Genomic DNA, 25,702 nt, shown 5'->3' with positions numbered 1-25,702 from the left:
GAACCGCTGGACCCCCGTCCGTCCTGAGCGCACATCTAGCGCCCCTTGAGCCGAGGTTGACCGCCTGCGCCTACCAAGAGATCCGGCCGGGTTTCTCCCGGTCCCACCGAGTACCTCTTCGAGAAGGAAACCGATTCGATGTCCCGTCGTGTCGTGATAACCGGTATGGGGGTGCGCGCACCGGGAGGAAGCGGCACGGAGGAGTTCTGGTCCCTGCTGGCCGCGGGTCGTACCGCGACCCGCCGGATCAGCTTCTTCGACCCCACCCCCTTCCGCTCCCAGCTCGCGGGCGAGTGCGACTTCGACGCGGGGGCCGAAGGGCTCACCCCGCGGGAGGTCCGCAGAATGGACCGGGCGACGCAGCTCGCCGTGGTCTGCGCCCGTGACGCGGTGTCGGACAGCCGCCTCGACTTCGGAGCGCTCGACCCGTCCCGGGTCGGCGTGAGCCTGGGCAGCGCCGTCGCCGCCGCGACCAGCCTGGAGCGCGAGTACCTGGTGCTGTCCGACGCCGGACGGCAGTGGGAGGTCGATCCCGGCTACCTGTCACCGCACATGTACGACTACCTGACCCCCGGGAAGATGCCCGCCGAGGTCGCCTGGACGGTGGGCGCTGAGGGCCCGGTGGCCCTGGTGTCCAACGGCTGCACCTCCGGGCTGGACGCCGTCGGCAACGCCGTCCAGCTGATCGCGGACGGCAGCGCCGACGTGATGCTGGCCGGAGCGGCCGACACCCCGGTCACCCCGGTCGTGGTGGCCAGCTTCGACGCGATCAAGGCCACCACCAACCGCAACGACGACCCCGCGCACGCCTCCCGCCCCTTCGACGCCTCCCGCAACGGCTTCGTCCTGGCCGAGGGCGCGGCCGTGTTCGTACTGGAGGGGCTGGAGCGGGCGCGGGCGCGCGGCGCGACGATCTACGCCGAGGTCAGCGGGTATGCCACGCGGCTCAACGCCTACCACATGACCGGTCTGAAGACGGACGGCCGGGAGATGGCCGAGGCCATCAGGGTCGCTTTGGACCAGTCGCGGCTGAACCCCGACGCGATCGACTACGTCAACGCCCACGGTTCGGGGACCGTGCAGAACGACCGGCACGAGACGGCCGCGTTCAAGCGCGCGCTGGGCGACCACGCCTACCGCACCCCGATCAGCTCGATCAAGTCCATGGTGGGCCACTCCCTGGGGGCGATCGGCTCCGTGGAGATCGCGGCGTGCGCGCTCGCCATGCAGCACAACGTGGTGCCGCCCACCGCCAACCTGTACCGGTCCGACCCCGAGTGCGACCTCGACTACGTGCCGCTGACCGCCCGCGAGCAGCGCGTGGACACCGTGCTGACCGTGGGCAGCGGGTTCGGCGGTTTCCAGAGCGCGATGCTGCTGCGGCGGCCGGAAGGAGTGTCATGACGACCACGGTGTTCACGGGGCTGGGCGTGGTCGCCCCCAACGGAGCGGACACGGAGGAGTTCTGGTCCGCGACCCTGGAGGGCCGCAGCGGCATCGCCGACATCACCGCGTTCGACGCCTCCGGCTATCCGGCCCGGCAGGCGGGCGAGGTACGGGACTTCGACCCGTCGGCGCACCTGCCGAACCGGCTGCTGCCGCAGACCGACCGGTCCACCCGGTTCGCGCTGACCGCCGCCGAGCGGGCCCTGGCCGACGGTGGCGTGGACCCGGGCGCGCTCGCCGACTACGACATGGGCGTGATCACCGCCAACGCGTTCGGCGGCTTCGAGTTCACCCACCGTGAGTTCGCGAAGCTGTGGTCCAAGGGGCCGCAGTTCGTCAGCGTGTACGAGTCCTTCGCCTGGTTCTACGCCGTCAACACCGGCCAGATCTCCATCCGCCACCAGCTGCGCGGCCCGGGCAAGGCGCTCGTCGCCGAGCAGGCCGGCGGGCTGGACGCCCTCGGTCACGCCCGGCGGTCCCTTCGCCGCGGTGAGGCGAAGCTCGTCGTCACCGGCGGCGCGGACTCGGCGCTGGACCCGTGGGGCTGGGCCGCGCAGTGGTCGGGTGGCCGGGTGGCCGCCTCCGGCGAGTACCGGCCCTTCGACCGGACGGCGAGCGGCCACGTGCCCGGGGAGGGCGCCGCGATCCTGGTCCTGGAGGACGCGGACGCGGCCCGCGGGCGCGGTGTGTCCCGGGTGTACGGCGAACTCGCGGGGCAGGCCTCCACGTTCGACCCGCCGCCCGGATCGCCGCGGCCGCCGGCTTTGCGCCGCGCCGTCGAACTCGCGCTGGCCGAGGCCGGCACCGCCCCGGCCGAAGTGGACGTCGTCTTCGCGGACTCGGCGGGCCTGCCCGCCCTGGACCGGGGCGAGGCGGAGGCCCTGCGCGAGGTGTTCGGCGCCCACGGCGTCCCGGTGACGGCGCCCAAGGCGCTGACCGGGCGGCTGCACTCGGCGGGCGGTCCGCTGGACGTGGTGGCGGCGCTGCTGTCGCTGCGCGACGGCGTGATCCCGCCGACCGCGAACACCGACGACGTGCCGGAGGAGTACGGCGTCGACGTGGTCCGCAAGGCCCCCCGGGAGGCGCGGCTGGCGACGGCCCTCGTCCTCGCCCGGGGCACGGGCGGCTTCAACTCGGCCGCTGTCGTCCGGACGTACGACCACTGATGCAACGAGCTGTGACGATCAAGGAGATGGAACGATGAGCGACCCGACCACCACCACGATGACCCTGGACGACCTGCGCCGGATCCTGTCGGAGTCCGCCGGCAGCGAGGGCGGCCAGCTCGACGGGGACATCCTCGACACGGCCTTCACGGAGCTGGGCTACGACTCGCTGGCGCTGCTGGAGACCTCGGCCGTCATCCAGCGCGAGTACGGGGTGGAGGTCCCGGACAAGGTCGCCACCCCGCGTGAGCTGCTGGACTCCGTCAACGGCACCCTCCCCGCGGCGGGCTGAGGCATGCGTCGGCACACCCGGCACACCCTGACCTCCACCGCCCCGCCGCAGGCGCTGTACGACCTCGCGGCCGACGTCGGCCGGTGGCCGGCCGTGTTCGCGCCGAGCGTCGCCGCGCACTACCTGGAGCGCGGCGAGCTCTTCGAGCGGTTCCGGCTGTGGGCCACCGTGGGGGGCGAGATCAAGACCTGGGTGTCGCGCCGCACCCTGGACCCGCTGAACCTGCGGATCCGGTTCGATCAGGAGGAGAGCGCCGCGCCGATCGCCTCGATGGGCGGTGAGTGGATCTTCGAGGTGCGTGAGGACGGCGGCACGGACATCGTGCTGCTGCACGACTTCACGGCGGTCGGCGACGACCCGGACACCGTGGAGTGGATCAACGCCGCGCTGGACCGCAACAGCCCGCTGGAACTGGCGGCTCTGGCCCGCATCGCCGAACTCGGCGCGGACGCCGGCGACCTGGTGTTCTCCTTCTCCGACACCGTCACCCTGGACTGCACCGCGCAGGAGGCCTACGCGTTCGTGCACCGCGCGGACCTGTGGCCCGAGCGGCTGCCCCATGTGGGCCGGGTGGAGCTGACGGAGGACGCCGCCGGGGTGCAGGAGATGGAGATGGACACCGTCACCGCCGACGGGGCGGCGCACACCACCCGGTCGGTGCGCGTCTGCCGCCCCGGGGAGCGGATCGCCTACAAGCAGCTGGTGCCGCCGCGGCTGCTGCTCGGGCACAGCGGTGTCTGGGAGTTCACCGACTCCGGGGCGGGCGCCCGGGTCACGGCCGAGCACACGGTGGTGATCGACCCCGGCGCCGTGGAGGCGGTCCTCGGTGCGGGGGCCACGGTGGCCGACGCACGCCGGCACCTGCGCGAGGTGCTCGGCAGGAACAGCCGTACGACGCTGGAGCTGGCGGCCCGCACCGCCGCCGCCTGACCGTCGCGGGCACCGCCTGACCACGCGATCGGCCTCCAGGATCCTGGGAGATCCTGGAGGCCGATGGCGTGTGCGTAGGACGTGGGCCCGATCAGGCGGAGCGGCGCCAGAAGACGCTGTACTCGTCGATGGCCTCGATCTCGTCCGTGATGCCGTGCCTCTCGCGGAACTCGTCCACGGCCTTGCGGCAGGCCGGGATGAAGTAGTCGTCGATCACGACGAAGCCGCCGGTGGAGAGCTTCGGGTAGAGGTTGTCGAGCGCGTCCAGCGTGGACTCGTACAGGTCGCCGTCGAGGCGCAGCACCGCGAGGCGCTCCACGGGGGCTGTCGGCAGCGTGTCCTTGAACCAGCCCGGAAGGAAGCGGACCTGGTCGTCGAGGAGTCCGTAGCGGCCGAAGTTCTCCCGCACGGTGTCGGCGGTGACCCCGAGCACGCCGTTGCAGCGGTGCAGGGCCATCTCCCGGTCCATGGGGTGGCCGTCCTCGCCGGTGTCCGGGATGCCCTCGAAGGAGTCGGCGAGCCAGACGGTCCGGTCGGTGATCCCGTGGGCCTTGAGGTAGCCGCGGGCGAAGATGCAGACGCCGCCGCGCCAGACGCCGGTCTCGATGAAGTCCCCGGGTACGCCGTCGGCGACGACCTGGTCGAGGAGGGTGCGGATGTTGCGGATCCGCTTGAGGCCCACCATGGTGTGCGCGACGCTCGGCCAGTCGGTGCCGGTCTCCCGGTTCTCCGGGCGGAACTCCTGCTCGGGGAACCACTCGTTGGGGATCGGGGCATCCTCGTAGACGAGGTTGGTGACCACCTTTTCCAGCAGGTCCAGGTACAGCTCGGCCGTGTTCTCCATGAGCGGTGCGTGTCCTTTCGGTCGTGATGACGGCGCGTGCGCGCGGGAAGTGTGGAGGGGGTGGGCGGCCGGTCAGTAGTTGCCCAGGCCGCCGCAGACGTTGAGGGCCTGCGCGGTGACGGAGGCGGCGCCCGGGCCGACGAGGTAGTCGACCATCGCGCCCACCTCCTCGGGCAGCACGTACCGGCCGACCGGCACGCGGGCGCTGACGCGGGCGTGGGCCTCGTCGACGGTGACGTCCCACAGGCCGGCGTACGTCTCACGGACCCGGGCGGCCATCGGGGTCTCGACGAAGCCGGGGCAGACGGCGTTGACCGTGACCCCGGTCCGGGCCAGCTCCAGGCCGAGGGACTTGGAGAAGCCGACGACTCCGTGCTTGGACGCCGAGTAGGGGGCACCGTGCAGGACGCCCTGCTTGCCGCCGGTGGAGGCGATGTTGATGATCCGTCCCCAGCCCTGCTCCAGCATGCCGCCGTGGTTGAGGACGTCCTTCGTCATCAGGAACACGCTGTTGAGGTTGGTGTTGATGACGTCGAGCCAGAGCTCGTCGGGGACCTCGCGGGTCACGCCGCCGCCGGAGCGGCCGGCGTTGTTGACGAGGATGCCCACCGGGCCGAAGCGCTCGGTCGCGGCCCGGACGAAGGCGGTGATGTCCTCGCGGGAGGTCACGTCCAGGCTCCGGCCGTCCACGTCCAGCCCTTCGGAGCGCAGTGCGGCGACGGTCCGCTCCACCCGGTCGGCGGTGCGGGCGCCCAGGAAGACGCGGTGGCCGGCGCGGGCCAGCCGGGTGGCGATCTCCAGGCCGATTCCGCTGGTGGCTCCGGTGACGAGGGCGGTGCGTGCGTCGGTGTGGGCAGGGGCGTTGGCGCCGGCGTTGGCCATGTTTCCTCCGCGAAGGGGTCGGCTGGGAGCCGTCACGCTCGCAGCGGCCGCTCAAAGCGCCCTTCACGGGCCCTGGAAAACCGCTAGAGCGCGGGCCTCGCGCCGCCTCGGGTCACGCCCCGCTCACGGTTCCCCCGAGCGACCGGTACACGGCGGCGACGAGGCGGTGGGCCCGGTCGTTCATGCGGCCGATGGTGCGCGAGCCGGCGTTCTGGACGTACGCGAAGGCCAGTTCGCGGTCGGGGTCGGCGAAGACGAAGGTGCCGTTGGCGCCGTCGAAGCCGAAGGCGCGCGGACCGAGTCCGGCGGAGGCCGGGAAGACGGGGCTGTCGGGAAGCATGAAGCCGAGGCCCCAGGTGCTGGGCAGCAGCACCACCTCGCATGTGCCGCGTGAGTGGGGGCGGGCCAGTTCGGCGGTGCGGTCGGCGCTGATGAGGCGGATGCCGTCGACCTCGCCGACCAGGGCGGCGAACAACCGGGACAGTGAGCCGGCCGCGGCCAGGCCTCCGTACGAGGGGTCCTCGACGGACGGGTCCAGGGCGTCGTACAGCCGCATGCTGCCGATCATCGCCCGGTGGGTGAGCGATCCGGGGTCGCCGAGGGCCCGCAGCATGTCCAGCTCCGTTCCCGGTTCGGCGCCGTCCATCAGGGCCTCCGCCTTGGACTCCAGCATGGTGGCGAGGTGGGCTTCGGAGCCGGCGGGCAGCCCGATGTACGCGTCGAGGCCGAGGGGTCCCGCCAGGTGGCGGGCGAAGTAGCGGCCCGCGGTCAGGCCGGTGCGGCGGCGGACGAGTTCGCTCAGCAGGTGCCCGTAGGTGGTGGCGTGGTAGCCGTGCGCGGTGTCGGGCTCCCACTCGGGGCGGGCCGCGGCCAGCGCCTCGGCCACCGGAGTGTGGGCGCGCAGGGCGGAGGGGGTGAGAGGCGCGTGGTCCAGGCAGACGATCCCGGAGCGCTGGGTGAGGATCATGCGGGGGGTGATGGCCGCCTTGCCGTTGGCGGCGAACTCCGGCCAATGCGCGGCGACCGGCTCGTCCAGGTCCAGCCGCTGCCGGTCGGCCAGGTGCAGGAAGGCCGCCGTGACCAGGGCCTTGGTCGGCGAGGCGAGGACCGCCAGCGTGTCCGCACGCCACGGATCGGTACGCCCGGGATCCGCCCAGCCACCCCAGAGGTCCACCACCGGGCGGCCGCGGTGGTAGACGCCGACGGCCGCGCCCAGCTCCTCGCCCGCCGTGAAGTTCTCCTCGAAGACGCGCGCGACCTCGCCGAACGCGTCCTCGGCCAGGCCTGCCAGGGGATGGTGCTGCACAGTGGTCCGTCCTTCGCGTCGGGAGTGCGGCCCTCCTTCCTGACGGCCGGCTGCCGTCTCTCTACGAACCGCCGCTCGCGCATCGCTTGAGCGGCGACGGGGCGGCAGGGGCCGAAGGGGGACGGCCGGACGCCCGTCGGCGGGTCAGCCCGCCGAGGCCAGGACCAGGGGGAGGACCTGGTCGGCGCCCGCCCTGCGGAGCAGCCGGGCGGCGACCGCGAGGGTCCAGCCGGAGTCCGTGCAGTCGTCCACGAGCAGGACCGGCCCGGTAGCCCCGGCCAGCGCGCCGGCCAGGTCCTCGGGCACGGTGAACGCGCCGGACAGCGCCCGCAGCCGCTGGGCGGAGTTGCTGCGGCGTGCCGCATGCGCTCCGCCCGGCCCGGTGTACGCCAGCGTGCCGAGGAACGGGAGCCGGCCGACGGCCGCGATGCCCTGTGCCAGGGAACCGACCAACTGCGGACGGGTCATGGACGGTACGGCGACGACACCCACCGGCCGGGCGGAGGCGTCCGCGACGTCCGGCGCCCAACCGCCGGGAGAGCGGGCCCAGTCGGCGAGGACGGCCACCGCGGCGTTCAGGACGTCGTCCGGGACCTGCACGTCGGGCGCGTTCTCGGCCAGCAGGGGCCGCAGCCGGTTGCCCCAGCCGATGTCCGAGAGCCGTCCCAGGGCGCGGCCGGTGGAGCACTGCTCGCCGGCCGGGATGCGCCCCTTGAGGTCGACGCCCAGGGCCGGCATTCCGGTGGGCCACATGCGGCGCGGTTCGACCTCCACCCCCGGACGGTCCAGTTCCTTCGCCGCCCCCGTCAGCGTCTCCGCCGAGACGGCGGAGTCGGCCCAGGCGCCCGCGCAGTTGTCGCAGCGGCCGCACGGGGCGGCGCCTTCGTCGTCGAGCTGCCGGCGCAGGAACTCCATGCGGCACCCCGTCGTGCTGACGTAGTCGCGCATGGCCTGCTGTTCGGCGGCCCGCTGCCGGGCCACCCACGCGTACCGCTCGGAGTCGTAGGTCCACTCCCGGCCCGTGGACGTCCAGCCGCCCTTGACCCGCTGGACCGCGCCGTCCACGTCGAGGACCTTCAGCATGGTCTCCAGCCTGGTGCGCCGCAGGTCCACCGCCGCCTCCAGCGCGGGCACGGACAGGGGCCGCCCCGCGTCGGCGAGGGCCGAGAGGGTCTGCCGGACCTGCGCTTCGGGAGGGAAGGCGGTGTCGGCGAAGTACCGCCAGATGGCCTCGTCCTCCTTGCCCGGCAGCAGTAGCACGTCTGCGTGCTCGACTCCGCGGCCGGCGCGGCCCACCTGCTGGTAGTAGGCGATCGGTGAGGACGGCGAGCCGAGGTGGACCACGAAACCGAGGTCGGGCTTGTCGAAGCCCATGCCGAGCGCGGACGTCGCGACCAGCGCCTTGACCCGGTTCTCCTGCAGGTCGGTCTCCGCCTGCAGCCGGTCGGCGTTCTCCGTGCGCCCCGTGTAGGAGGCCACCTTGAAGCCGCGCTGCCGCAGGAAGGCGGTGGCCTCCTCGGCCGCGGCGACGGTGAGGGCGTAGACGATCCCGGAGCCCGGCAGGTCGTCCAGGTGCTCGGCGAGCCACGCCAGCCGGTGTGCGGCGTCCGGCAGCCGGACCACGCCCAGCCGCAGGCTCTCCCGCTCCAGCGGGCCTCGCAGCACCAAGGCCTCTCCGGCGCCGGTGCCCAGCTGTTCCGCCACGTCCGCCGTGACGCGCGCGTTGGCGGTCGCCGTGGTGGCCAGGACGGGCACGCCGGGGGCGAGCTCGGCCAGCATGGCCCGCAGCCGGCGGTAGTCGGGACGGAAGTCGTGGCCCCAGTCGGAGATGCAGTGGGCCTCGTCGACCACCAGGAGGCCGGTGGTGGCCGCGAGTTCGGGCAGCACCTGCTCGCGGAAGTCCACCGAGTTGAGCCGTTCCGGGCTGACGAGGAGGACGTCGGTCTCGCCGCGCTCCACCTCCTTGTAGATGGCGTCCCACTCCTCCGGGTTGGCCGAGTTGATGGTGCGGGCCTGGATGCCGGCCCGCGCCGCCGCCTCGACCTGATTGCGCATCAGAGCCAGCAGCGGCGAGATGATGACCGTGGGGCCGGAGCCGCGGCGGCGCAGCAGGGCGGTGGCGACGAAGTAGACCGCCGACTTCCCCCAGCCGGTGCGCTGCACCACCAGTGCCCGCCGGCGCTCCCGCACCAAAGCCGCCACCGCCTGCCACTGGTCCTCACGCAGCCGCGCCGACCCCCCGGGGTCGCCGACCAGCTCGGCGAGGATCGTGTCGGCTTCGGTGCGCAGCTCCTGGTTGTCCATGACCCCATGCAACCCGATGGCTACGACACTCGGCCACTTCGCCCCGCGAAGGAGGCGTTCGCGCTGGTGCCGGCGCTCCGCGGGAGACCGGATGCGTCGTTCTCGGCGTGGCGGGGCAAGGATATGAACGGCATACCGGCGAATTCCGGTCGGCGCCGTCAATTGCTCGTTGCCGCATGCTCGGAAGCCACGCGAGAATCGGAGTGCTCCCGCTCGGCTCCCCGGCACCCTCCTGGGCCGTGCTGCGGCGCGCCCTGACTCCAGCCGTGCCCGTCCGCGGGCGTGTACCCGAAGGGAGGAACGTGACCTTCGGATTCACGCCGCCTTCGACATCGTCCCTGGCAACGGCCGCCGGCGGTGCGAGCCGGCACGGCAGGCTGCTGGAACCGTCCGAGTGGGCCTCGGCGGGGATTCCGCTGCTGAGCAACCCGCGCGAGGTGGTCAGCGGCCTGCACTCCCGGCACGGCCCGGTCCCCTCGACCGCGGTGATCGCGGTCCTCGGCCCGGAGGAACAGCTCGTGGCCAGCGCCTCCTTCGTGCAGCGCTCGGCGTCCGCCGACGGCTGGGAGTACCGCAACGCCCTGCTGTCCCGGCTGCGCCGGGTCCTCCCGCACGATCTGCGGCGGCGGACCCCGGTACGGACGGCGGTGCTGCTCTACTGCCGCGAGGGTGACGGGCGGTGGACCCCCGAGGACGGCGCGTGGATGTGGGGCCTCCGGGATGCCTGCACCCTGCACGGACTGCGCTGCGGCGCGTACATCACACTGACCCGCGACGGCTGGCAGGTACTGGGTGAGGACCGGGGCGGCCGGCGGCCGGACTCGGACTCCCGGCCCCAGCGGCTCGGTGACACCGTGGCCGAATTCGCTCCGCTCGCCCTGCACACCGGCGGGGGCTCGATCGAGGCCCTGCGCCGGACCGCAGCGCGCTGACGCCCCCACCCCGCCCGCGGCCTGCTCGCGGGCCGGCCGCGCGGCCGTACGCCCGGGACGGGGCCCCACGGCGGTTCGGCTGCGGGCATCCTGCCGGCGCCGGCCGGGGCCACGGCTCGGCCCCCTCCGGGTCCCGGTGTGAACCGGCTCAGGTACGGGTCCGAATCCAGGTGCGGATCCGAATCCAGGTGCGGGTCGGGCTTCAGCGGGGCCGGCTCACAGCCCGCCCCGCCCCTCGCCCGCGTCGGCGCACAGGGCGTCAGACGCCCGCACCCAGCACGGAGTTGATCTGCTGCGGGTCACCGCACACGATCAGCAGCGCACCCGCCCGGGTGAGCGCGACCGGCAGGGAGCCCGCGAGGGCGTCGACCGCACCCCCGTTGGCCGCGAAGACCACGACAGGACGGCCGGCGGCGCGCTGGACCTGCGCCGCGTCCGCGTAGAAGACGTCGTCCCCGGCGTCGTGCTGGGCCCAGTACGCGGCCTCGCCGAAGGACAGCTCGTGGGCGGCCCACGGGTGCGGGTCGCCGGTGGTGAGCACCAGGATGTCGCCGGGCGCGCGCCCGGTGTCGAGCAGCAGGTCCACGGCCTCTTCGGCCGCGTCCAGCGCACCCTCGGCGGAGGCCGGGATCAGCTGGATCTGCGGCACCGCCGCCGAGACGGACGGTGCGGTGGGTGCAGGGGCTGCGGGAACGGGTCCGGGGGTGGCCTGCGCCGCGCGCTGCGCGGGAGGTGCGGGCCGGGCGGGACCGGGGCGGCCGGGCCGCGGGACGGCGGCGGGACGCGGACCAGGTACGGGGCGGGGGGTCTGCGCGGTGCGGCTCGCGGCCGGCGTGACGCGGGGACCCTGGGCACTCTCGTGAATCTGAGGCTCCTCGATGGCGGGGGTGAGAGGCGGGAGTTGACATCTATCAAACACCGGTACGAAACGTACCGGCCGGTGGCACATGGGTGCGATCAGAATTCGAAGCCGAGTTGGCCTCCGTTTTCCAGCTCCATCGACTCGTCGCTGCGGCGCACCTTCTTGAGGTGGCGCCATCTGGGCAGCGCGTCGAGGTACGACCACGAGAGCCGGTGGTAGGGGGTGGGCCCCCGCTCCTCCAGGGCCGCGCGGTGCACGGGCGAGGGGTATCCGGCGTTGGCGGCGAAGGCGAAGTCCTCGATCCCACCGCCCTGGCCGCCGAGTTCGGCCATCATGCGGTCGCGGCGGACCTTGGCGATGACCGAAGCCGCGGAGACGGCGATGCAGGACTGGTCGCCCTTGATCACCGTACGGACCCGCCAGGGCGGGCCGAGATAGTCGTGCTTGCCGTCGAGTATCACCGCGTCGGGCCGCACCGGCAGGGCCGACAGGGCGCGCTCCGCCGCGAGCCGCAGGGCGGCCGTCATCCCGAGCTCGTCGATCTCCTCCGGGCTGGAGTGCCCGAGCGCGTACGCGGTGACCCAGTCCTCCAGGACGTCGAGCAGGGCGTCGCGCCGTTTGGGGGTGAGCAGTTTGGAGTCGGTGAGCCCGGTGGGCGGCCGGCGCAGGCCCGTGATCGCCGCGCACACGGTGACGGGACCGGCCCAGGCCCCTCGTCCGACTTCGTCGACCCCGGCGATGACCTTGGCGCCGGTGGTGGCACGGAGGGAGCGCTCGACGGTGTGGGTGGGTGCTTCGTACGGCATGGCGCCAGCAAGGGTACGCCGCCCCGAGCCCACTGCACACCCCCGCCCGGGTCCTACGGGCCCGTGATCGGCCGCGGGCACCTCCGTGCCCGGCTCGCGGCCGCCCTCCGCGTCCCACACCGTGGACGGCGACACCGGCACCTCGTCGGCCGACGCGGTGATCTCCGTATCCTTTCGTTCACTACCGCACACCCTGACGCGGCGCATCCGCATGGCCGGAATCACCTCCGCGACAAACGGACCACCGGCGTCCGGTCGAACGTCCCCTCGCACTGTTTCCCGCCGATCAAGCTCCCTGGTCAGACGCCGGGCGGGGTCCCGTAGCCCGGACCGGATGACCGCCGGCGACCGCCCCGCCGCCACATGATCGCATTCGCGAAGGTCCGATGAGAGGGTCTGCCGGGCGGGCGCGTAGCCGGCCTCCCCCGTCCGCACGTACCGCGGGCAGCGGTCCCCGCGGATCGGGCCGGCGCCGGGCGTGAGTCGGGAATCTCACCGATCCGCGGCAGGCCGGCGGTGACGCCCTCCACCGTGAGCGCGTCCCGGCCGGCCGCACCCGCCCTGCGTCAACGCCGCGCCGGGAATCGCCCGTTCGTGTTCGGGACGCCGCCTGCGCCCGGTGACCCCGCCTCCACGCAGCGGGCGGGGCCGGGCGCGGAGGACTCCCCCGCGCCCGGCCCTGCCGGTTCCCCCCTCTGATGCCCCGCTAGGGGGTGTTCGCGCGGCCGCGGAAGGCGCCCAGGCTGCGGCATTCCTCGTACGACGCCGTCACCGGGCGCTCGCGCAGGATCTCCCGGGCTCGGTACTCGCCCATGCTCATCGCGTACCAGGGGACGTCGCCGGCCTCGGCCAGTTCGTCGTTGATCCCGCGCAGTGCGCAGGACCGCTGGGGCTCGGGCAGCCGGTCCAGGGCGGGGACGGCGTCCGCCGACAGTGACTGGAAGTAGGCCAGGTCCAGCTTCCCGTCCTGCTCGTATCGGGCCACGTTCCGTTCGGCGACCATTCCGTCCGGGGACAGCAGCCCGAAGGCGAGGACCGCGGCCGCCGCGCTGCCCGCGACCGCACGGGGCAGCCAGCGCGCGCCGAACACCCCTGCCGCCATGATCAGTACGATGACCAGCCCGAGCCACAGCTCCATCGCGGCCACCGAGACGCGCAGCCGGGTCAGCCCGTACTCGTCCACGTAGAAGTCCATGCGGCGCAGCGCGGAGGCGACCACGACGAGCGTCATCGCACACAGTGTTCCCAGGACGATCCGGACGAGGCGCCGGTCGCCGGCCCCCGAGCGGGGGGCCCAGCGCAACGCGAGCGCGATCACGGCGAGGGTGAGCAGGGTGGCCCAGAGGAGCTGCCAGAAACCCTGTCGGGCGTACTCGGCGTGGCCGAGGCCGGTGCTCCGCAGGACCTTGTCGTAGCCGCCGAACAGGACGGCCAGCTGGACGGCGTTGAAACCGGCGAAGAGCAGGTTGAGCACGACGAGCGGGAGGGCCCACTCGACCCGGGAGCGGGGCTTGCCCGGGGCCACCTCGATCCGGTCCCAGCGCAGCGGGGCGGCCGCGGTGCGGGCCGCCGCGATCGCGATCACCGCACCGAGGACGAAGAGCATGAAGCGGACGGGCCCGTCCTCCACCGACACGTCGGGTACCAGGCCGCCCAGGAGATCGGCGAAGGCCGCGTCGGCGGAGGCGAACAGCCCTCCGAAGAGCAGGAGCAGGGCAACGGCCACGGCGGCCGCCTTGGCGACGGGCAGCCAGCGCTCCTTGCCGATCCCTCCGCGTGAGCGCAGCCCCTTGAGCATCCAGGCGGTGCCGGACACGGTGGAGTCGGCGAAGCCGAGGGGGCTGAGGAAGACCCCGGGCCAGGTGCGGCTGCCGTGGAGGGCGAGCGCGCCGAGCAGTACGGCGGCCAGGATCGCGAGCGTGGACGGCCACGCGGAGTCGCGCAGCGCGGGTATGACGAGGAGCGCGAGGCAGCCGATCGCCCAGGCCAGTGTCCAGGGACGGGCCCTGCGCCCGGCCGCGCGGGCGGCGATGTACGCGGCGGTGGCGGCGGGCACCACCGCGAGCGGCAGACCGGGGCCCATGCCGTCGGCCAGGAGGAGCGCGGCGGCGAGGCCGGAGACGAGGACGGCGGCCAGGGCGGCGGTCCGGACGGGGGCGGCCTCGCCGGGGCGCACCAGCGTGGCCCAGGAGGGCTTCGCGGGTGAGTGCGCGCCCGGGGCGCCCCATGGGCGCTGTTGCTGCTGGGGCCACTGGTGCTGGTGCCGGCACTGCTGCTGGGCCCGCCACGCCGCCGCGTCGGCGGGTGCGCCCGGCTGGGACTGCGCGGCGTCGGCCGGCGGACCGCCGGCCGGGGCCGGAGTCGGTTCCGTGGGCGAACCCCCGGTCGAGGCAGGTGCGTCGGCCGCCGCCTCGGGCCGGGCTTCGTCCGCCCCGCCCTTGTTCTCTGACATCGGGTCCCCTCCCCTTTCGGCCGCCCCGGCGTTCACGGTGGGGCGGCGATGGGGACAGGGTAGGCAGCAGCCATGCAGTTTTGAACAGGATCAAAAGAGGGCTGTGGCAGGACCGTGACAATCGGGGGGCAGACCGTCACCCCGCGCGGAACGCGGGGGCGGGCTAAGCCGCCGTCTGCGGCAGCCAGGCCGGCAGATCCTCGGTGCGCGCCAGCCACTCGGCCGGCAGCACGGCGTCCCCGCGCGCACCCAGCACTCCGCCCACGATCGCGCAGGTCGTGTCGACGTCCCCGCCCACCTGCGCGGTGGTCCAGAACGCCCGCTCGTAGTCGTCCAGGGCCCGCGCCGCCGACCACAGGGCGAAGGGCACGGTGTCGTGGGCACTCGTGCGCCGTCCGCAGCCGAGCACGGCCGCGACGGTGGTCGCGTCGCCGTAGTCCAGCATGTCCCGAGCGCGCCGCAGCCCGGCGCCCACCGCGCTGCGGGGGACGAGCGCGATCACCCCGTCCAGCAGGTCGGCCGCCTTCGGCGGGGCCTGCGTACCGGCGGCCAGCGCGGCCGCCGCCGCGACCGCCATCGCCCCGCAGACGGCCTCGCGGTGCTGGTGGGTCGTGTAGGCGGAGATCTCCGCCTGGTGCGTGGCCTGCTCCGGGTCGTCGGCGTACCAGGCGCCCAGCGGTGCGATCCGCATGGCGGCGCCGTTGCCCCAGGAGCCCTGCCCGTTGAACAGTTCGGCGGCCAGCGTCCGCCAGTCCCCGCCCTCCCGCACCAGCCGCAGCATCCGGTTGACCGCGGGCCCGTAGCCGCGGTCGAAGTCGTGGTGGTGGGCGAAGGACAGCGCGAGCGCGTCCTGGTCGATCCGTCCGTGCCCGGCGAGCACGGACACCACCGAGCAGGCCATCTCGGTGTCGTCGGTCCACTGCCACGTCTCGGTGCCGGAGGGCACCTCGCGCCGCTTGAGCAGCGGGTAGTTCACGGGGACGAAGTACTGGGAGCCGAGGGCGTCACCCAGCGCCAGCCCGCGGAGGCTGGCCATGGCGCGTGCGTAGCGCCGTTCGGGAGTGGAGTCAGGCGTCATCGCGGGTCACTCTAGCCGTCCAGGTCATAAGGCTCCGGTGTGGTCCACCGCTCAAACGGGCGGTCCATCCGGTACCGGCCGTCGGGGCCCAGCAGGAGCATCCGGAAATCGCCGTTCCCGGGATTGGACAGGGCCTCGAATTCGGCCACGGACCAGTGGAACCAGCGCATGCAGAAGAGCCGCATCGTCAGTCCGTGCGTCACCAGCAGCACGTTCTGGGGATGGTCCGGGGCTTCGAAGCTGCGGTACAGGCTCTCCAGGAAGGACCCGACCCGGTCGTACACGTCAGCCCCCGACTCGCCCTGGGCGAAGCGGTAGAAGAAGTGCCCGTAGGCGTCCCGGTATGCCTTCTGGAGCTTCACGTCCGCCCGGTCCTGCCAGTTCCCCCAGTCCTGCTCGCGCAGCCGCGGCTCCTCCCGCATCCGGACCCGGGTGGGGTCGAGCCGTAGCTCCCGGAAGGTCTGGAGGGTCCGGCGGTACGGGGAGACGTACGCGCTGATGGTCTCGTCGCCGAAGATCTCGCGCAGCCGGACGCCGGCCGCCGCGGCCTGCTCGCGGCCGTTCCGGGTCAGCCTCAGGGCGTGGTCGGGTTCCCTCTCGTACACCGAGTCGTCGGCGTTTCCCTCCGATTCCCCGTGTCGGACAAGGACGATGCGCCGTGGTCGAACCATCCCACGACCCTATTCGGCCATCGCCGGGCCGGCCGACCGGGCACGCCGGTCGGCCTGGCGCTCGTCATACGGTCACACCGTCCAGGACGGTTCGAGGTCGACCACGTCGCCGGTGAGGGCTTCCACGTCAGCCTGGATCTGGGCGCGCAGGGACAGCCGCTCGACCCGCTCCTGCCGGTACTTGCCGTGCTCGGCGGCGGCCTGCCACATGGAGAGCACCAGGAACTCCCGGCCCGGGGCCTCGCCGAAGAGGCCCCGGATCATCCCGGGCGAGCCCGCCATCGCCGGGTTCCACACCTTCTCCTGCATCAGGGCGAAGTGGTCGACGCGGCCCTCCCGGACCCGGGTGTGCGCGACGCGGACCACGTCGGCATCGGTGAAGCGCGGCTCGAAACCGGTCTTCACGTCGAAGCGGTGGTCGAAGAGGGTGACCCGCGGATCGGTGTAGGTGCCGTGCTGCGCGGCGGCCAGTCTGTCGTGGGAGCGCGCCATGAAGGAGTCGTAGAAGGACCGGCTCTCCCAGAACGCGAAGACATGCGCGACCCCCTGCCGGCCTCTGCTCCAGCCGCCGCCCTGCCCCCGGAATCCCGGCTCGCCCGGCAGCCCCGCCCATTTTCGCTGCCCCCGCTCGAACCCGCGTCGGTCCGTCACCGTGCAGCGAATCCACTTGACCAGCACTGCGCCATCGTACGGGCCGGGCGCGGCCCCGGTCAGTCCCCGGCGGGGTACATCCCCACCAGTTCTTCCCCGGCCCGACCAGGCGGCCGAAGACCGAACTCCAGGTCGGCCGACATGCGGAAGGGGACCGGCCGTAGCCGGTCCCCTTCGTCAACAGCGGGTCGGAGCCCCCGCGCGGATCACTCCGCCCGGTGTCAGCTGCAGCCGCTGGTGGAGCCGCAGCCCTCGCAGATGTAGCAGGAGCCGGCGCGCTGCATCTTCGTGCCGCAGGAGAAGCAGAGCGGGGCGTCCGCGGAGACACCGAGCTGCATCTCGACCAGTTCGGCGCTGCTGTGGGCCGTCTTCCGCTCCGGGGCCGGGACGGCGGCCGGGGCCTGCTTCGGGGCCGAGGGCACCGCGGCGAGCGGGGCGGACTGGGCCAGCGTCTCGGTGTCCAGCTCCTCGTCGAGCGGCTCGTAGGAGCCGGTCTCCAGGTGGCGCTGACGCTCCTCGGCGGTGTGGATGCCGAGGGCCGAGCGGGTCTCGAAGGGCAGGAAGTCCAGCGCCAGGCGACGGAAGATGTAGTCGACGATCGACTGCGCCATCCGCACGTCCGGGTCGTCCGTCATACCGGCCGGCTCGAAGCGCATGTTCGTGAACTTCGAGACGTAGGTCTCCAGCGGCACGCCGTACTGGAGGCCGACCGACACGGCGATCGAGAAGGCGTCCATCATGCCCGCGAGGGTCGAGCCCTGCTTGGACATCTTCAGGAAGACCTCGCCCAGGCCGTCGTCCGGGTAGGAGTTCGCCGTCATGTAGCCCTCGGCGCCGCCCACCGTGAAGGAGGTGGTGATGCCCGGGCGGCCCTTGGGGAGGCGCTTGCGGACGGGGCGGTACTCGATGACCTTCTCGACGGCGGCGCGGATGGTCTCCTCCGTCTTGGCGGTGACCTCCTCCTTCTCCTCTTCCTTCTTCTTGGCGGAGAGGGGCTGGCCGACCTTGCAGTTGTCGCGGTAGATCGCGAGCGCCTTGACGCCGAGCTTCCACGCCTCGAAGTAGATCTCCTCGATCTCCTCGACGGTCGCCGACTCCGGCATGTTGACCGTCTTCGAGATCGCGCCCGAGATCCAGGGCTGGATCGCCGCCATCATCCGGACGTGGCCCATCGCGGAGATGGAGCGCTCGCCCATGGCGCAGTCGAAGACCTCGTAGTGCTCGGTCTTCAGGCCCGGGGCGTCGACGACCACGCCGTGCTCGGCGATGTGCGCGACGATCGCCTCGACCTGCTCCTCCTGGTAGCCCAGGCGGCGCAGGGCCTGCGGGACGGTGCCGTTGACGATCTGCATCGAGCCGCCGCCGACGAGCTTCTTGAACTTGACCAGGGCCAGGTCCGGCTCGACACCGGTGGTGTCGCAGGACATCGCGAGACCGATGGTGCCGGTCGGTGCGAGGACGGAGGCCTGGGAGTTGCGGAAGCCGTTCTTCTCGCCGAGGCGCAGGACGTCCTGCCAGGCCTCGGTGGCAGCGGCCCAGATCGAGTTGTCGAGGTCGTCGGTGCGCGGCGCGAGGGCGTTGGCGTCGGCGTGCTGCTTCATGACGCGCTTGTGCGCCTCGGCGTTGCGGGCGTAGCCGTCGTACGGGCCGACGATGGCGGCCAGCTCGGCGGAGCGCCTGTACGCGGTGCCGGTCATGAGGGAGGTGATCGAGGCGGCGAGGGTGCGGCCGCCGTCCGAGTCGTACGCGTGGCCGGTGGCCATGAGCAGGGCGCCGAGGTTGGCGTAGCCGATGCCCAGCTGGCGGAAGGCGCGGGTGTTCTCGCCGATCTTCTGCGTCGGGAAGTCGGCGAAGCAGATGGAGATGTCCATCGCGGTGATGACGAGCTCGACGACCTTGGCGAAGCGCTCGGCGTCGAAGGACTGGTCGCCCTTGCCGTCGTCGTTCAGGAACTTCATCAGGTTCAGCGAGGCGAGGTTGCAGGACGTGTTGTCCAGGTGCATGTACTCGCTGCACGGGTTGGACGCGGTGATGCGGCCGGACTCGGGGCAGGTGTGCCAGTTGTTGATCACACCGTCGTACTGGATGCCCGGGTCGGCGCAGGCCCACGCGGCCTCGGCCAGCTTGCGGAAGAGGGCCTTGGCGTCGACCTTCTCGATGACCTCGCCGGTCATGCGGGCCCGCAGGCCGAACTCGGTGCCGTTCTCGACGGCCGTCATGAACTCGTCGTTCACACGGACGGAGTTGTTGGCGTTCTGGTACTGGACGGACGTGATGTCGTCGCCGCCGAGGTCCATGTCGAAGCCCGCGTCGCGCAGGGCGCGGATCTTCTCCTCCTCCTTCACCTTGGTCTCGATGAAGGCCTCGACGTCCGGGTGGTCCACGTCCAGGACGACCATCTTGGCCGCGCGGCGGGTGGCGCCGCCCGACTTGATCGTTCCCGCGGACGCGTCGGCGCCGCGCATGAAGGAGACCGGCCCGGAGGCGTTGCCGCCGGAGGAGAGGAGCTCCTTGGAGGAGCGGATGCGGGAGAGGTTCAGGCCGGCGCCGGAGCCGCCCTTGAAGATCATGCCCTCTTCCTTGTACCAGTCGAGGATCGACTCCATGGAGTCGTCGACGGACAGGATGAAGCAGGCGGAGACCTGCTGGGGCTGGGGCGTGCCGACGTTGAACCACACCGGGGAGTTGAAGCTGAAGATCTGGTGCAGGAGGGCGTAGGTCAGCTCGTGCTCGAAGATCTCCGCGTCGGCGGGCGACGAGAAGTAGCCGTGGTCCTCGCCGGCCTTCGTGTACGTCTTCACGATCCGGTCGATGAGCTGCTTCAGACCGGTCTCGCGCTGCGGGGTGCCGACCGCGCCGCGGAAGTACTTGCTGGTGACGATGTTGACCGCGTTCACCGACCAGAAGTCGGGGAACTCGACGCCGCGCTGCTCGAAGTTGACCGAGCCGTCGCGCCAGTTGGTCATGACGACGTCGCGGAGCTCCCAGTTCACCTCGTCGTAGGGGTGCACGCCGGGGGTGGTGTGGATGCGCTCGATACGCAGGCCGCCCTTGGCAGCCTTGGTCCCCTTGGCGCGGGAACCACGTGCCGAGCTGCTCGCCGTCTCTGTCATGCCGCTGCCTCCCATATGCGGGCAAAAACGCCCTAAAGTGCCAGCGATATTCCGCGGCACAATGCTGTGTCTCTGTATCTACGTCTCTTCGCACGGCCGACCGGCCGCGACCCGGTGCACGGGCACCACGCCGCGGGCAGCCCGGTCAGTCGGCGGCGGAGGCGGGCACGGGGACCGAACCGGTCCCGCCGTGCCCGCACTCGGGATGAGGCCGCGGCACGCGCAGTTCCGCGATGGCGGTCTCGAAGTCTTCGAGGGTGTCGAACGCTTTGTAAACGGACGCGAAGCGCAGGTACGCGACCAGGTCGAGTTCCTGCAACGGGCCGAGTATGGCCAGACCCACGTCGTGGGTGGTCAGCTCGGCACTCCCGGTGGCGCGCACCGCCTCCTCGACCCGCTGGCCGAGCTTGGCGAGGGCGTCCTCGGTGACCGGCCGCCCCTGGCACGCCTTGCGCACGCCGGAGATGACCTTGGTACGGCTGAAGGGCTCGGTCACCCCGCTGCGCTTGATCACCATCAGCGAGGCCGTCTCCACCGTCGTGAAACGGCGGGAGCAGTCGGGACACTGACGGCGCCGGCGGATCGACGTGCCGTCGTCCGTGGTGCGGCTGTCGACGACGCGGCTGTCGGGGTGCCTGCAGAAGGGGCAGTGCATGGTTCCCTCACCCTCCTTCTCGGCACGACTGAATCACCCCGCAGAGCGACCGGACGACGGAGACGGACTCTGTCGGGGGCTCGCGGAGCAGCCACAAGCATATGCGATCCCAGGAGTCTCAGCGGACCCGGGGACCACAACTTCTGGGTGGCCGCGCCCATCCAACCACTAGATCTTGGGTTGTGGTGGATTTGGATGCCTCTGCGTGTCGCGGCGTCCGATAGCCGGATACGGGGCCCGCCGATGCCACACTGGGCGATGGGCCGGACGGCGGCGATCCGACCGGGAAGAGTACCGTAAGCAGCGGGAGGCGGACCGAACCCGCGTTCGTGGAACCGATCGCCCATACACCCCCCGATTTGCCCACGCAGGGCGATCTGCGATTTTTCACTCGAACGTGTGTTTGGCGCAACCTTTCGAAAGCAACTACCGTTGTCCAGCTAGGGAGAACATTTCGAGAGGGGCCGACCGACGTGACCACCACCGCAGACAGTGCCGCCATCACTGCCCAGAACCGCTCCCAGAGCCGACTTGAGCCGGTGCATGCCATGAACGACGCAAACCTGAACCCGGACGCGGAGGCCGCAGTGCGCCCCGCCCGCTCGCTGCCAGGTCGACCTCCAGGCATCCGCGCCGACAGCTCCGGGCTCACGGACCGGCAGCGGAGGGTCATCGAGGTCATCCGCGACTCCGTGCAGCGCCGGGGTTACCCGCCGTCGATGCGGGAGATCGGCCAGGCCGTCGGCCTGTCCAGCACGTCGTCGGTGGCGCACCAGCTGATGGCCCTGGAGCGCAAGGGCTTCCTGCGCCGCGACCCGCACCGCCCCAGGGCCTACGAGGTGCGCGGCTCGGACCAGCCCAGCTCGCAGCCCACGGACACCACCGGCAAGCCCGCCGCCTCCTACGTTCCGCTGGTCGGCCGGATCGCGGCCGGCGGGCCGATCCTCGCCGAGGAGTCGGTCGAGGACGTGTTCCCACTCCCCCGCCAGCTCGTCGGCGACGGTGAGCTCTTCGTCCTCAAGGTCGTCGGCGACTCGATGATCGAGGCCGCCATCTGCGACGGCGACTGGGTCACCGTCCGCCGCCAGCCGGTCGCCGAGAACGGCGACATCGTCGCCGCGATGCTGGACGGCGAAGCGACCGTCAAGCGCTTCAAGCGCGAGGACGGCCATGTCTGGCTCCTCCCGCACAACGCCGCCTACCAGCCGATCCCCGGCGACGAGGCGACCATCCTCGGCAAGGTCGTCGCCGTCCTGCGCCGCGTCTGACCCCGCCGCTCCCTAGCCAACCCCCGGGACCCACTGCGCCGGTCCCGGGGGTTGTTCCGTTCTCCCCGCGTGCCCCCGTCGTGCCCCGGGCACTACGCGCCGTCGGCCCGGGCGGTGGCGTCGATCGCGGCGAGCGAGCGGCGGACCTGGTTGCGGTCCGTGGTGTACCAGAAGTCCGGCAGCGTGGCCCGCAGGAAGCTCCCGTAGCGGGCCGTGGCCAGGCGGGGATCCAGGACCGCGACGACGCCCCGGTCCCCCGTGGCCCGTACGAGCCGGCCCGCGCCCTGCGCCATCAGCAGGGCGGCGTGCGTGGCGGCGACGGCCATGAAGCCGTTTCCGCCGTGCTCCTCCACCGACTTCTGCCGGGCGCTCATCAGCGGGTCGTCGGGGCGCGGGAAGGGGATCCGATCCATGATCACAAGCTGGCAGCTGGGGCCGGGCACGTCCACGCCCTGCCACAGCGACAGCGTTCCGAACAGGCAGGTCTTCGGGTCGGCGGCGAAGGTCTTGATCAGTTCGCCGAGCGTTTCCTCGCCCTGGAGGAGGATCGGGTTGTCGAGCCGGCCGCGCAGTTCCTCGGCGGCCGCCTTGGCGCCGCGCATGGAGGAGAACAGCCCGAGGGTGCGGCCGCCCGCCGCCTCGATCAGCTCGGCGAGCTCGTCCATCATGTCGCCGCGGGTGCCCTCCCGGCCCGGCGTCGCCAGGTGCTTGGCGACGTAGAGGATGCCCTGCTTCGGGTAGTCGAAGGGAGAGCCGACGTCCAGCCCCTTCCACACGGGCACGTCGTCGCCTTCGACGCCTTCCGGGGACAGGCCCAAAGACGCGGCGACGCCGTTGAAGTCGCCGCCGATCTTCAAGGTGGCCGAGGTCAGGACCACTGAACGGTCCTCGAAGAGCTTCTCGCGCAGCAGCCCGGACACCGACAGCGGGGCGACCCGGAGGGTGGCGCCGAAGCGGTCGTGGCGCTCGTACCAGACGACGTCGTACTCGGAGCCGTTCGTGATCCGCTCCGCCACCGTGTGGATGCTCTCCACCGCCGCCAGGGCCTGCTTGCGGACCGCGTCCTCGTCGTGGACGGACTTGTCGCGGGTGGCGCCGATCGCGGAGATCACGTTGCGCGCGGCGTCCCGCAGGGACATCAGGGCGTAGCCGAGGTCTTCGGGAATCTGCTCCAGGCGGCCCGGGAGGGCCAGCTCCATCACGCGCTCGAAGGACTCGGAGGCGGTCTGGAGCGCGTCGGCGGTCTTTTCGTCGACCAGCTTGGCGGCGCGCTTCACGGCACGGTTGACCTGGCCGGGCGTGAGTTCGCCGGTGGCGACGCCGGTCACCCGGGAGACCAGCTCGTGGGCCTCGTCGACGATCAGCACCTCATGCTGCGGCAGCACCGGCGCGCCCTCGATGGCGTCGATGGCCAGCAGTGCGTGGTTGGTGACGACGACGTCCGCGAGCTTGGCCCGCTCACGTGCGGCCTCGGCGAAGCACTCGGCCCCGTACGCGCACTTGGTCGCGCCCAGGCACTCACGGGAGGAGACGGAGATCTGCGACCACGCCTTGTCCGACACGCCCGGTGTCAGGTCGTCGCGGTCGCCGGTCTCCGTCTCGTCGGCCCAGTCGCGCAGGCGCAGCAGGTCCTTGCCGAGCTTGCTCGTGGGGGTCGCCGCCTCGAACTGGTCGAACAGGCCCTCTTCCTCGTCCTGCGGAGCGCCCTCGTGCAGGCGGTGCAGGCACAGGTAGTTCGAGCGGCCCTTGAGCATGGCGAACTGCGGCCGGCGGCGCAGCTGCGGATGCAGTGCGTCCACCGTCCGGGGCAGGTCACGCTCGACGAGCTGCCGCTGGAGGGCGAGGGTCGCGGTGGCCACGACCACACGCTCGCCGTGGGCGAGGGCCGGCACCAGGTAGCCGAGGGACTTGCCGGTGCCGGTACCCGCCTGGATGAGCCGGTGGGCGTTCTCGTCGATCGCTTCGGCGACGGCTTCGGCCATGGCCACCTGGCCGGGGCGCTCCGTGCCGCCGACGGCGGAGACGGCGGCGTGCAGCAGGTCGGGGAGGGAGGGCTTCGTCATAGCACTGCCAACCCTACGGGGCCCCGCCGACAGCGGGCGCACTCCGACGGGGATTCATGGCCGGTGGAGGGGGTTGGGCACGGTGCCGTACCGCACGGCGTGGGGGCGGTCGGGGCGGTCGCGGTAGCCGTCCTCGTACAGCCGGTTCCTGTTGAGGCACAGCCGGGTGATGCGCTCGCCGAGGAGGTCGAAGAGCTCGTAGCGGTCCTTCAGCTCCGGGAAGCGGGCCTGGTGGCGCATGATCTCGGCCCGTACGAGCGACCAGAAATCGCCCTCCGGGACGCCGAGGCGGTCCTCGCAGAGAGCCGACAGGTAGCGGAAGACTCCGATGAAGAGCCCGGAATGGATGAACTGCGGCAGGAAGTCGGCGGGCTGGGAGAGGAGGACGGCCCGGACCTCGGCGGGTACGGAGGCCAGCTCGGGCAGCGGCTCGTCGCTGATGTTGACGTCGTCCACGAAGTCCTTGACCGCGAGCCGGACCGGGACGTCGTGCTCGTCGAAGATCACGACGGCGTTCTCGCCGTGCGGGGAGAAGACGGTGCCGTAGCGGTAGAGGAAGTGGAGCAGCGGGGGCAGGGTTGCGGCGAAGAGCCGCCGCAGCCAGACGGTGGGCGGCAGACCGGAGCGGGCGACCAGCTCGGCGGTGAAGGACCGGCCGCGGGGGTCGGTGTGGAGCAGTGAGGCGAGCGTGCGGGCGCGCTCTCCGGGGGCGAGGAGGCCGGTGAGGGGCTCGCGCCAGATCGCGCCGAGGAGTTCCTTGTACTGGTAGGGGACCTCGGGGAGGCGGTCGTAGACGGGATGGCGGACGGTGACGGAGGCGACCTCGCCGAGCAGGATGACCCGGCACTCGTCGCGCAGGAAGGGGTCGGCGTCGCGCAGGGAGTGGATCCAGGCGGTGACGGCGGGCGCCGCGAGGGCGAGGTCGGAGGGCAGGCCGCGCCAGACCATGGTGTTGAAGACGGACAGGGGGAGCTTGACGCTGTGCCGGTCGGGCCGGCTGAGGTTGAGGAAGGTACGGATCGACTGCTGGGGCAGGCGGACATCCGGATCGGCGGGCAGCGGGACGAGTTCGCCGGAGGCGAGCGCCGGCGCGAAGAGGGGGACGACGACCTCGTCCCACTGCCAGGGGTGCACGGGGAAGTAGAGATAGCGCAGCGGGTCGAGACCGCGGTCGCGGAGGGCCTGGTCGAAGGCGTCGCGGGTGGCCGGGTCGAGCTCGGCGCGGTAGAGGCGGGCGGGGTCCTCCAGGCCGGCGGTGCCGCGGTAGGCGGCGAGCGAGGTGTGGGCGGCGAGCCAGGGCAGGCGCTGGCGGTTGCGGGCCTCGGGGGCCCACGCCGCGGTGTCGGAGGAGGACAGTCCGATGCGGCCCTTGTTGAGGACGAGCCAGGGGTGCCCGGTCTGGTGGCCTTCGAGGGCGGCGTAGTCGAGGTCGGCGAGGACGTCGGCGGTGCGGGCGGTGTGGTCGAGCCGGGCGTCGGCGGCCAGGGTGGCGCTGAGCTCGCGGACGAGATGGCCGAGGGTGGCTCCGTCGAGGCCGAGGAGGGCGCGGGCGCGGACGAGGAAGTCGTACGGGTCGCCGAAGGGGGTCGGGGCGGCCGGTGCGGGTGGCGGCGGGGTGAGGGTGACGCTGTCCGGTGCGACGTGCCAGCTGCCGTACGCGCGGCGGTGGGCGCGGAAGCCGAGGCTGCTGCCGTCGTCGAGGGTCAGGGTCCATGCGTCGCCGGCGGCGGCCGGGGAGAGGGCGCCGACGTCGGCGGGAACCGGGTCAGGGGCGGGAGCCGGGCGGATGATCTCCTCGTAGGCGAATTCGCCGAGCATCTTGGCGAGGAGCCTGCGGGCGGCTGAGCACCAGGTCGCAAGGGTGAGTTCGGGCGGCGTGCGGTGTTGCCGGGGCGACGGCGACGGGACCGGCTGCGTCGGCTCGGGGGCTGCGGACAAGTTCGGCACGAGACTCCTCGAAGATCGGGAACTTTGCTGCGCG

Annotated in this window: 20 protein-coding genes; 6 read left to right on the top strand and 14 right to left on the bottom strand. The window is 72.3% G+C overall.

Features of this window, described 5'->3' with window-relative positions; genetic code table 11:
* Positions 1-138: 138 nt before the first annotated feature.
* The 4 genes from BSL84_RS24945 to BSL84_RS24930 are packed head-to-tail and all read left to right on the top strand — an operon-like array spanning position 139 to position 3,834.
* Positions 139-1,404: a beta-ketoacyl-[acyl-carrier-protein] synthase family protein gene (locus BSL84_RS24945; RefSeq protein WP_030028304.1), complete on the top strand. Its 1,266-nt coding sequence runs from the start codon at positions 139-141 to the stop codon at positions 1,402-1,404.
* Positions 1,401-2,612 (top strand): ketosynthase chain-length factor, encoded by a 1,212-nt coding sequence (locus tag BSL84_RS24940; protein WP_030028306.1) that lies wholly within the window; start codon positions 1,401-1,403, stop codon positions 2,610-2,612. Before BSL84_RS24945 ends, BSL84_RS24940 begins: the two co-directional genes overlap by 4 nt.
* A 34-nt stretch (positions 2,613-2,646) precedes the next feature.
* Positions 2,647-2,904: an acyl carrier protein gene (locus tag BSL84_RS24935; RefSeq protein WP_030028307.1), complete on the top strand. Its 258-nt coding sequence runs from the start codon at positions 2,647-2,649 to the stop codon at positions 2,902-2,904.
* 3 nt (positions 2,905-2,907) lie between these two features.
* On the top strand, positions 2,908-3,834 hold the full coding sequence (locus tag BSL84_RS24930) for an aromatase/cyclase (RefSeq protein WP_075971145.1): 927 nt from the start codon (positions 2,908-2,910) through the stop codon (positions 3,832-3,834).
* Positions 3,835-3,925: 91 nt separating this feature from the next.
* Here BSL84_RS24930 and BSL84_RS24925 read toward each other — a convergent pair whose 3' ends face one another.
* The 4 genes from BSL84_RS24925 to BSL84_RS24910 form a co-directional block, all read right to left on the bottom strand.
* Complete coding sequence (locus BSL84_RS24925; protein ID WP_045324235.1) at positions 3,926-4,678, bottom strand: TylF/MycF family methyltransferase; 753 nt, start codon at positions 4,676-4,678, stop codon at positions 3,926-3,928.
* Between the two features lie 72 nt (positions 4,679-4,750).
* Entirely contained in the window at positions 4,751-5,560 is an 810-nt protein-coding gene (locus tag BSL84_RS24920) for an SDR family NAD(P)-dependent oxidoreductase (protein WP_075971144.1), read from the bottom strand.
* A 112-nt stretch (positions 5,561-5,672) separates the two neighbouring features.
* A complete protein-coding gene (locus BSL84_RS24915) occupies positions 5,673-6,866 on the bottom strand; it encodes a serine hydrolase domain-containing protein (RefSeq protein WP_199838744.1) in 1,194 nt (397 codons plus the stop codon).
* Between the two features lie 144 nt (positions 6,867-7,010).
* Complete coding sequence (locus BSL84_RS24910; protein ID WP_045322124.1) at positions 7,011-9,170, bottom strand: RecQ family ATP-dependent DNA helicase; 2,160 nt, start codon at positions 9,168-9,170, stop codon at positions 7,011-7,013.
* 302 nt (positions 9,171-9,472) lie between these two features.
* Between BSL84_RS24910 and BSL84_RS24905 the strand changes: the two genes are divergently transcribed.
* Entirely contained in the window at positions 9,473-10,102 is a 630-nt protein-coding gene (locus BSL84_RS24905) for a hypothetical protein (RefSeq protein WP_030031094.1), read from the top strand.
* Positions 10,103-10,361: 259 nt separating this feature from the next.
* Here BSL84_RS24905 and BSL84_RS24900 read toward each other — a convergent pair whose 3' ends face one another.
* From BSL84_RS24900 to nrdR, 8 genes are all read right to left on the bottom strand, one after another.
* Positions 10,362-11,051: a hypothetical protein gene (locus BSL84_RS24900; RefSeq protein WP_045322125.1), complete on the bottom strand. Its 690-nt coding sequence runs from the start codon at positions 11,049-11,051 to the stop codon at positions 10,362-10,364.
* Positions 11,052-11,059: 8 nt separating this feature from the next.
* Positions 11,060-11,770, bottom strand: a complete 711-nt coding sequence (locus BSL84_RS24895; RefSeq protein ID WP_030030962.1) for a ribonuclease HII — start codon at positions 11,768-11,770, stop codon at positions 11,060-11,062.
* A 706-nt stretch (positions 11,771-12,476) separates the two neighbouring features.
* Positions 12,477-14,222 (bottom strand): DUF4173 domain-containing protein, encoded by a 1,746-nt coding sequence (locus tag BSL84_RS24890; protein WP_075971143.1) that lies wholly within the window; start codon positions 14,220-14,222, stop codon positions 12,477-12,479.
* Between the two features lie 163 nt (positions 14,223-14,385).
* Positions 14,386-15,300 carry an ADP-ribosylglycohydrolase family protein gene (locus tag BSL84_RS24885; protein ID WP_030026996.1) on the bottom strand — a complete coding sequence of 305 codons (915 nt, stop codon included), beginning with the start codon at positions 15,298-15,300 and terminating at the stop codon, positions 14,386-14,388.
* Between the two features lie 11 nt (positions 15,301-15,311).
* Positions 15,312-15,971, bottom strand: coding sequence for a histidine phosphatase family protein (locus BSL84_RS24880; protein ID WP_030026997.1), 660 nt, complete (start codon positions 15,969-15,971; stop codon positions 15,312-15,314).
* 72 nt (positions 15,972-16,043) lie between these two features.
* Positions 16,044-16,649 (bottom strand): YdbC family protein, encoded by a 606-nt coding sequence (locus BSL84_RS24875; protein WP_030026998.1) that lies wholly within the window; start codon positions 16,647-16,649, stop codon positions 16,044-16,046.
* A 194-nt stretch (positions 16,650-16,843) separates the two neighbouring features.
* Positions 16,844-19,735 carry a vitamin B12-dependent ribonucleotide reductase gene (locus BSL84_RS24870; protein WP_045322138.1) on the bottom strand — a complete coding sequence of 964 codons (2,892 nt, stop codon included), beginning with the start codon at positions 19,733-19,735 and terminating at the stop codon, positions 16,844-16,846.
* Positions 19,736-19,880: 145 nt separating this feature from the next.
* Positions 19,881-20,390: a transcriptional regulator NrdR gene (gene nrdR, locus BSL84_RS24865; protein WP_030027000.1), complete on the bottom strand. Its 510-nt coding sequence runs from the start codon at positions 20,388-20,390 to the stop codon at positions 19,881-19,883.
* 473 nt (positions 20,391-20,863) lie between these two features.
* On the opposite strand from nrdR, the gene lexA reads away from it, so the two are divergent.
* Positions 20,864-21,658 (top strand): transcriptional repressor LexA, encoded by a 795-nt coding sequence (lexA, locus tag BSL84_RS24860; RefSeq protein ID WP_030027001.1) that lies wholly within the window; start codon positions 20,864-20,866, stop codon positions 21,656-21,658.
* A 92-nt stretch (positions 21,659-21,750) separates the two neighbouring features.
* On the opposite strand, the gene BSL84_RS24855 is transcribed toward lexA, so the two are convergent.
* Both BSL84_RS24855 and BSL84_RS24850 read right to left on the bottom strand, forming a co-directional pair.
* Entirely contained in the window at positions 21,751-23,721 is a 1,971-nt protein-coding gene (locus BSL84_RS24855) for an ATP-dependent DNA helicase (protein WP_030027003.1), read from the bottom strand.
* A gap of 54 nt (positions 23,722-23,775) precedes the next feature.
* Positions 23,776-25,668, bottom strand: a complete 1,893-nt coding sequence (locus BSL84_RS24850) for an IucA/IucC family protein (protein WP_075971142.1) — start codon at positions 25,666-25,668, stop codon at positions 23,776-23,778.
* Positions 25,669-25,702 lie beyond the last annotated feature (34 nt).

The sequence above is a fragment of the Streptomyces sp. TN58 genome (assembly GCF_001941845.1).
Classification (GTDB): domain Bacteria; phylum Actinomycetota; class Actinomycetes; order Streptomycetales; family Streptomycetaceae; genus Streptomyces.
This window is presented reverse-complemented; position numbering and strand designations above follow the sequence as displayed.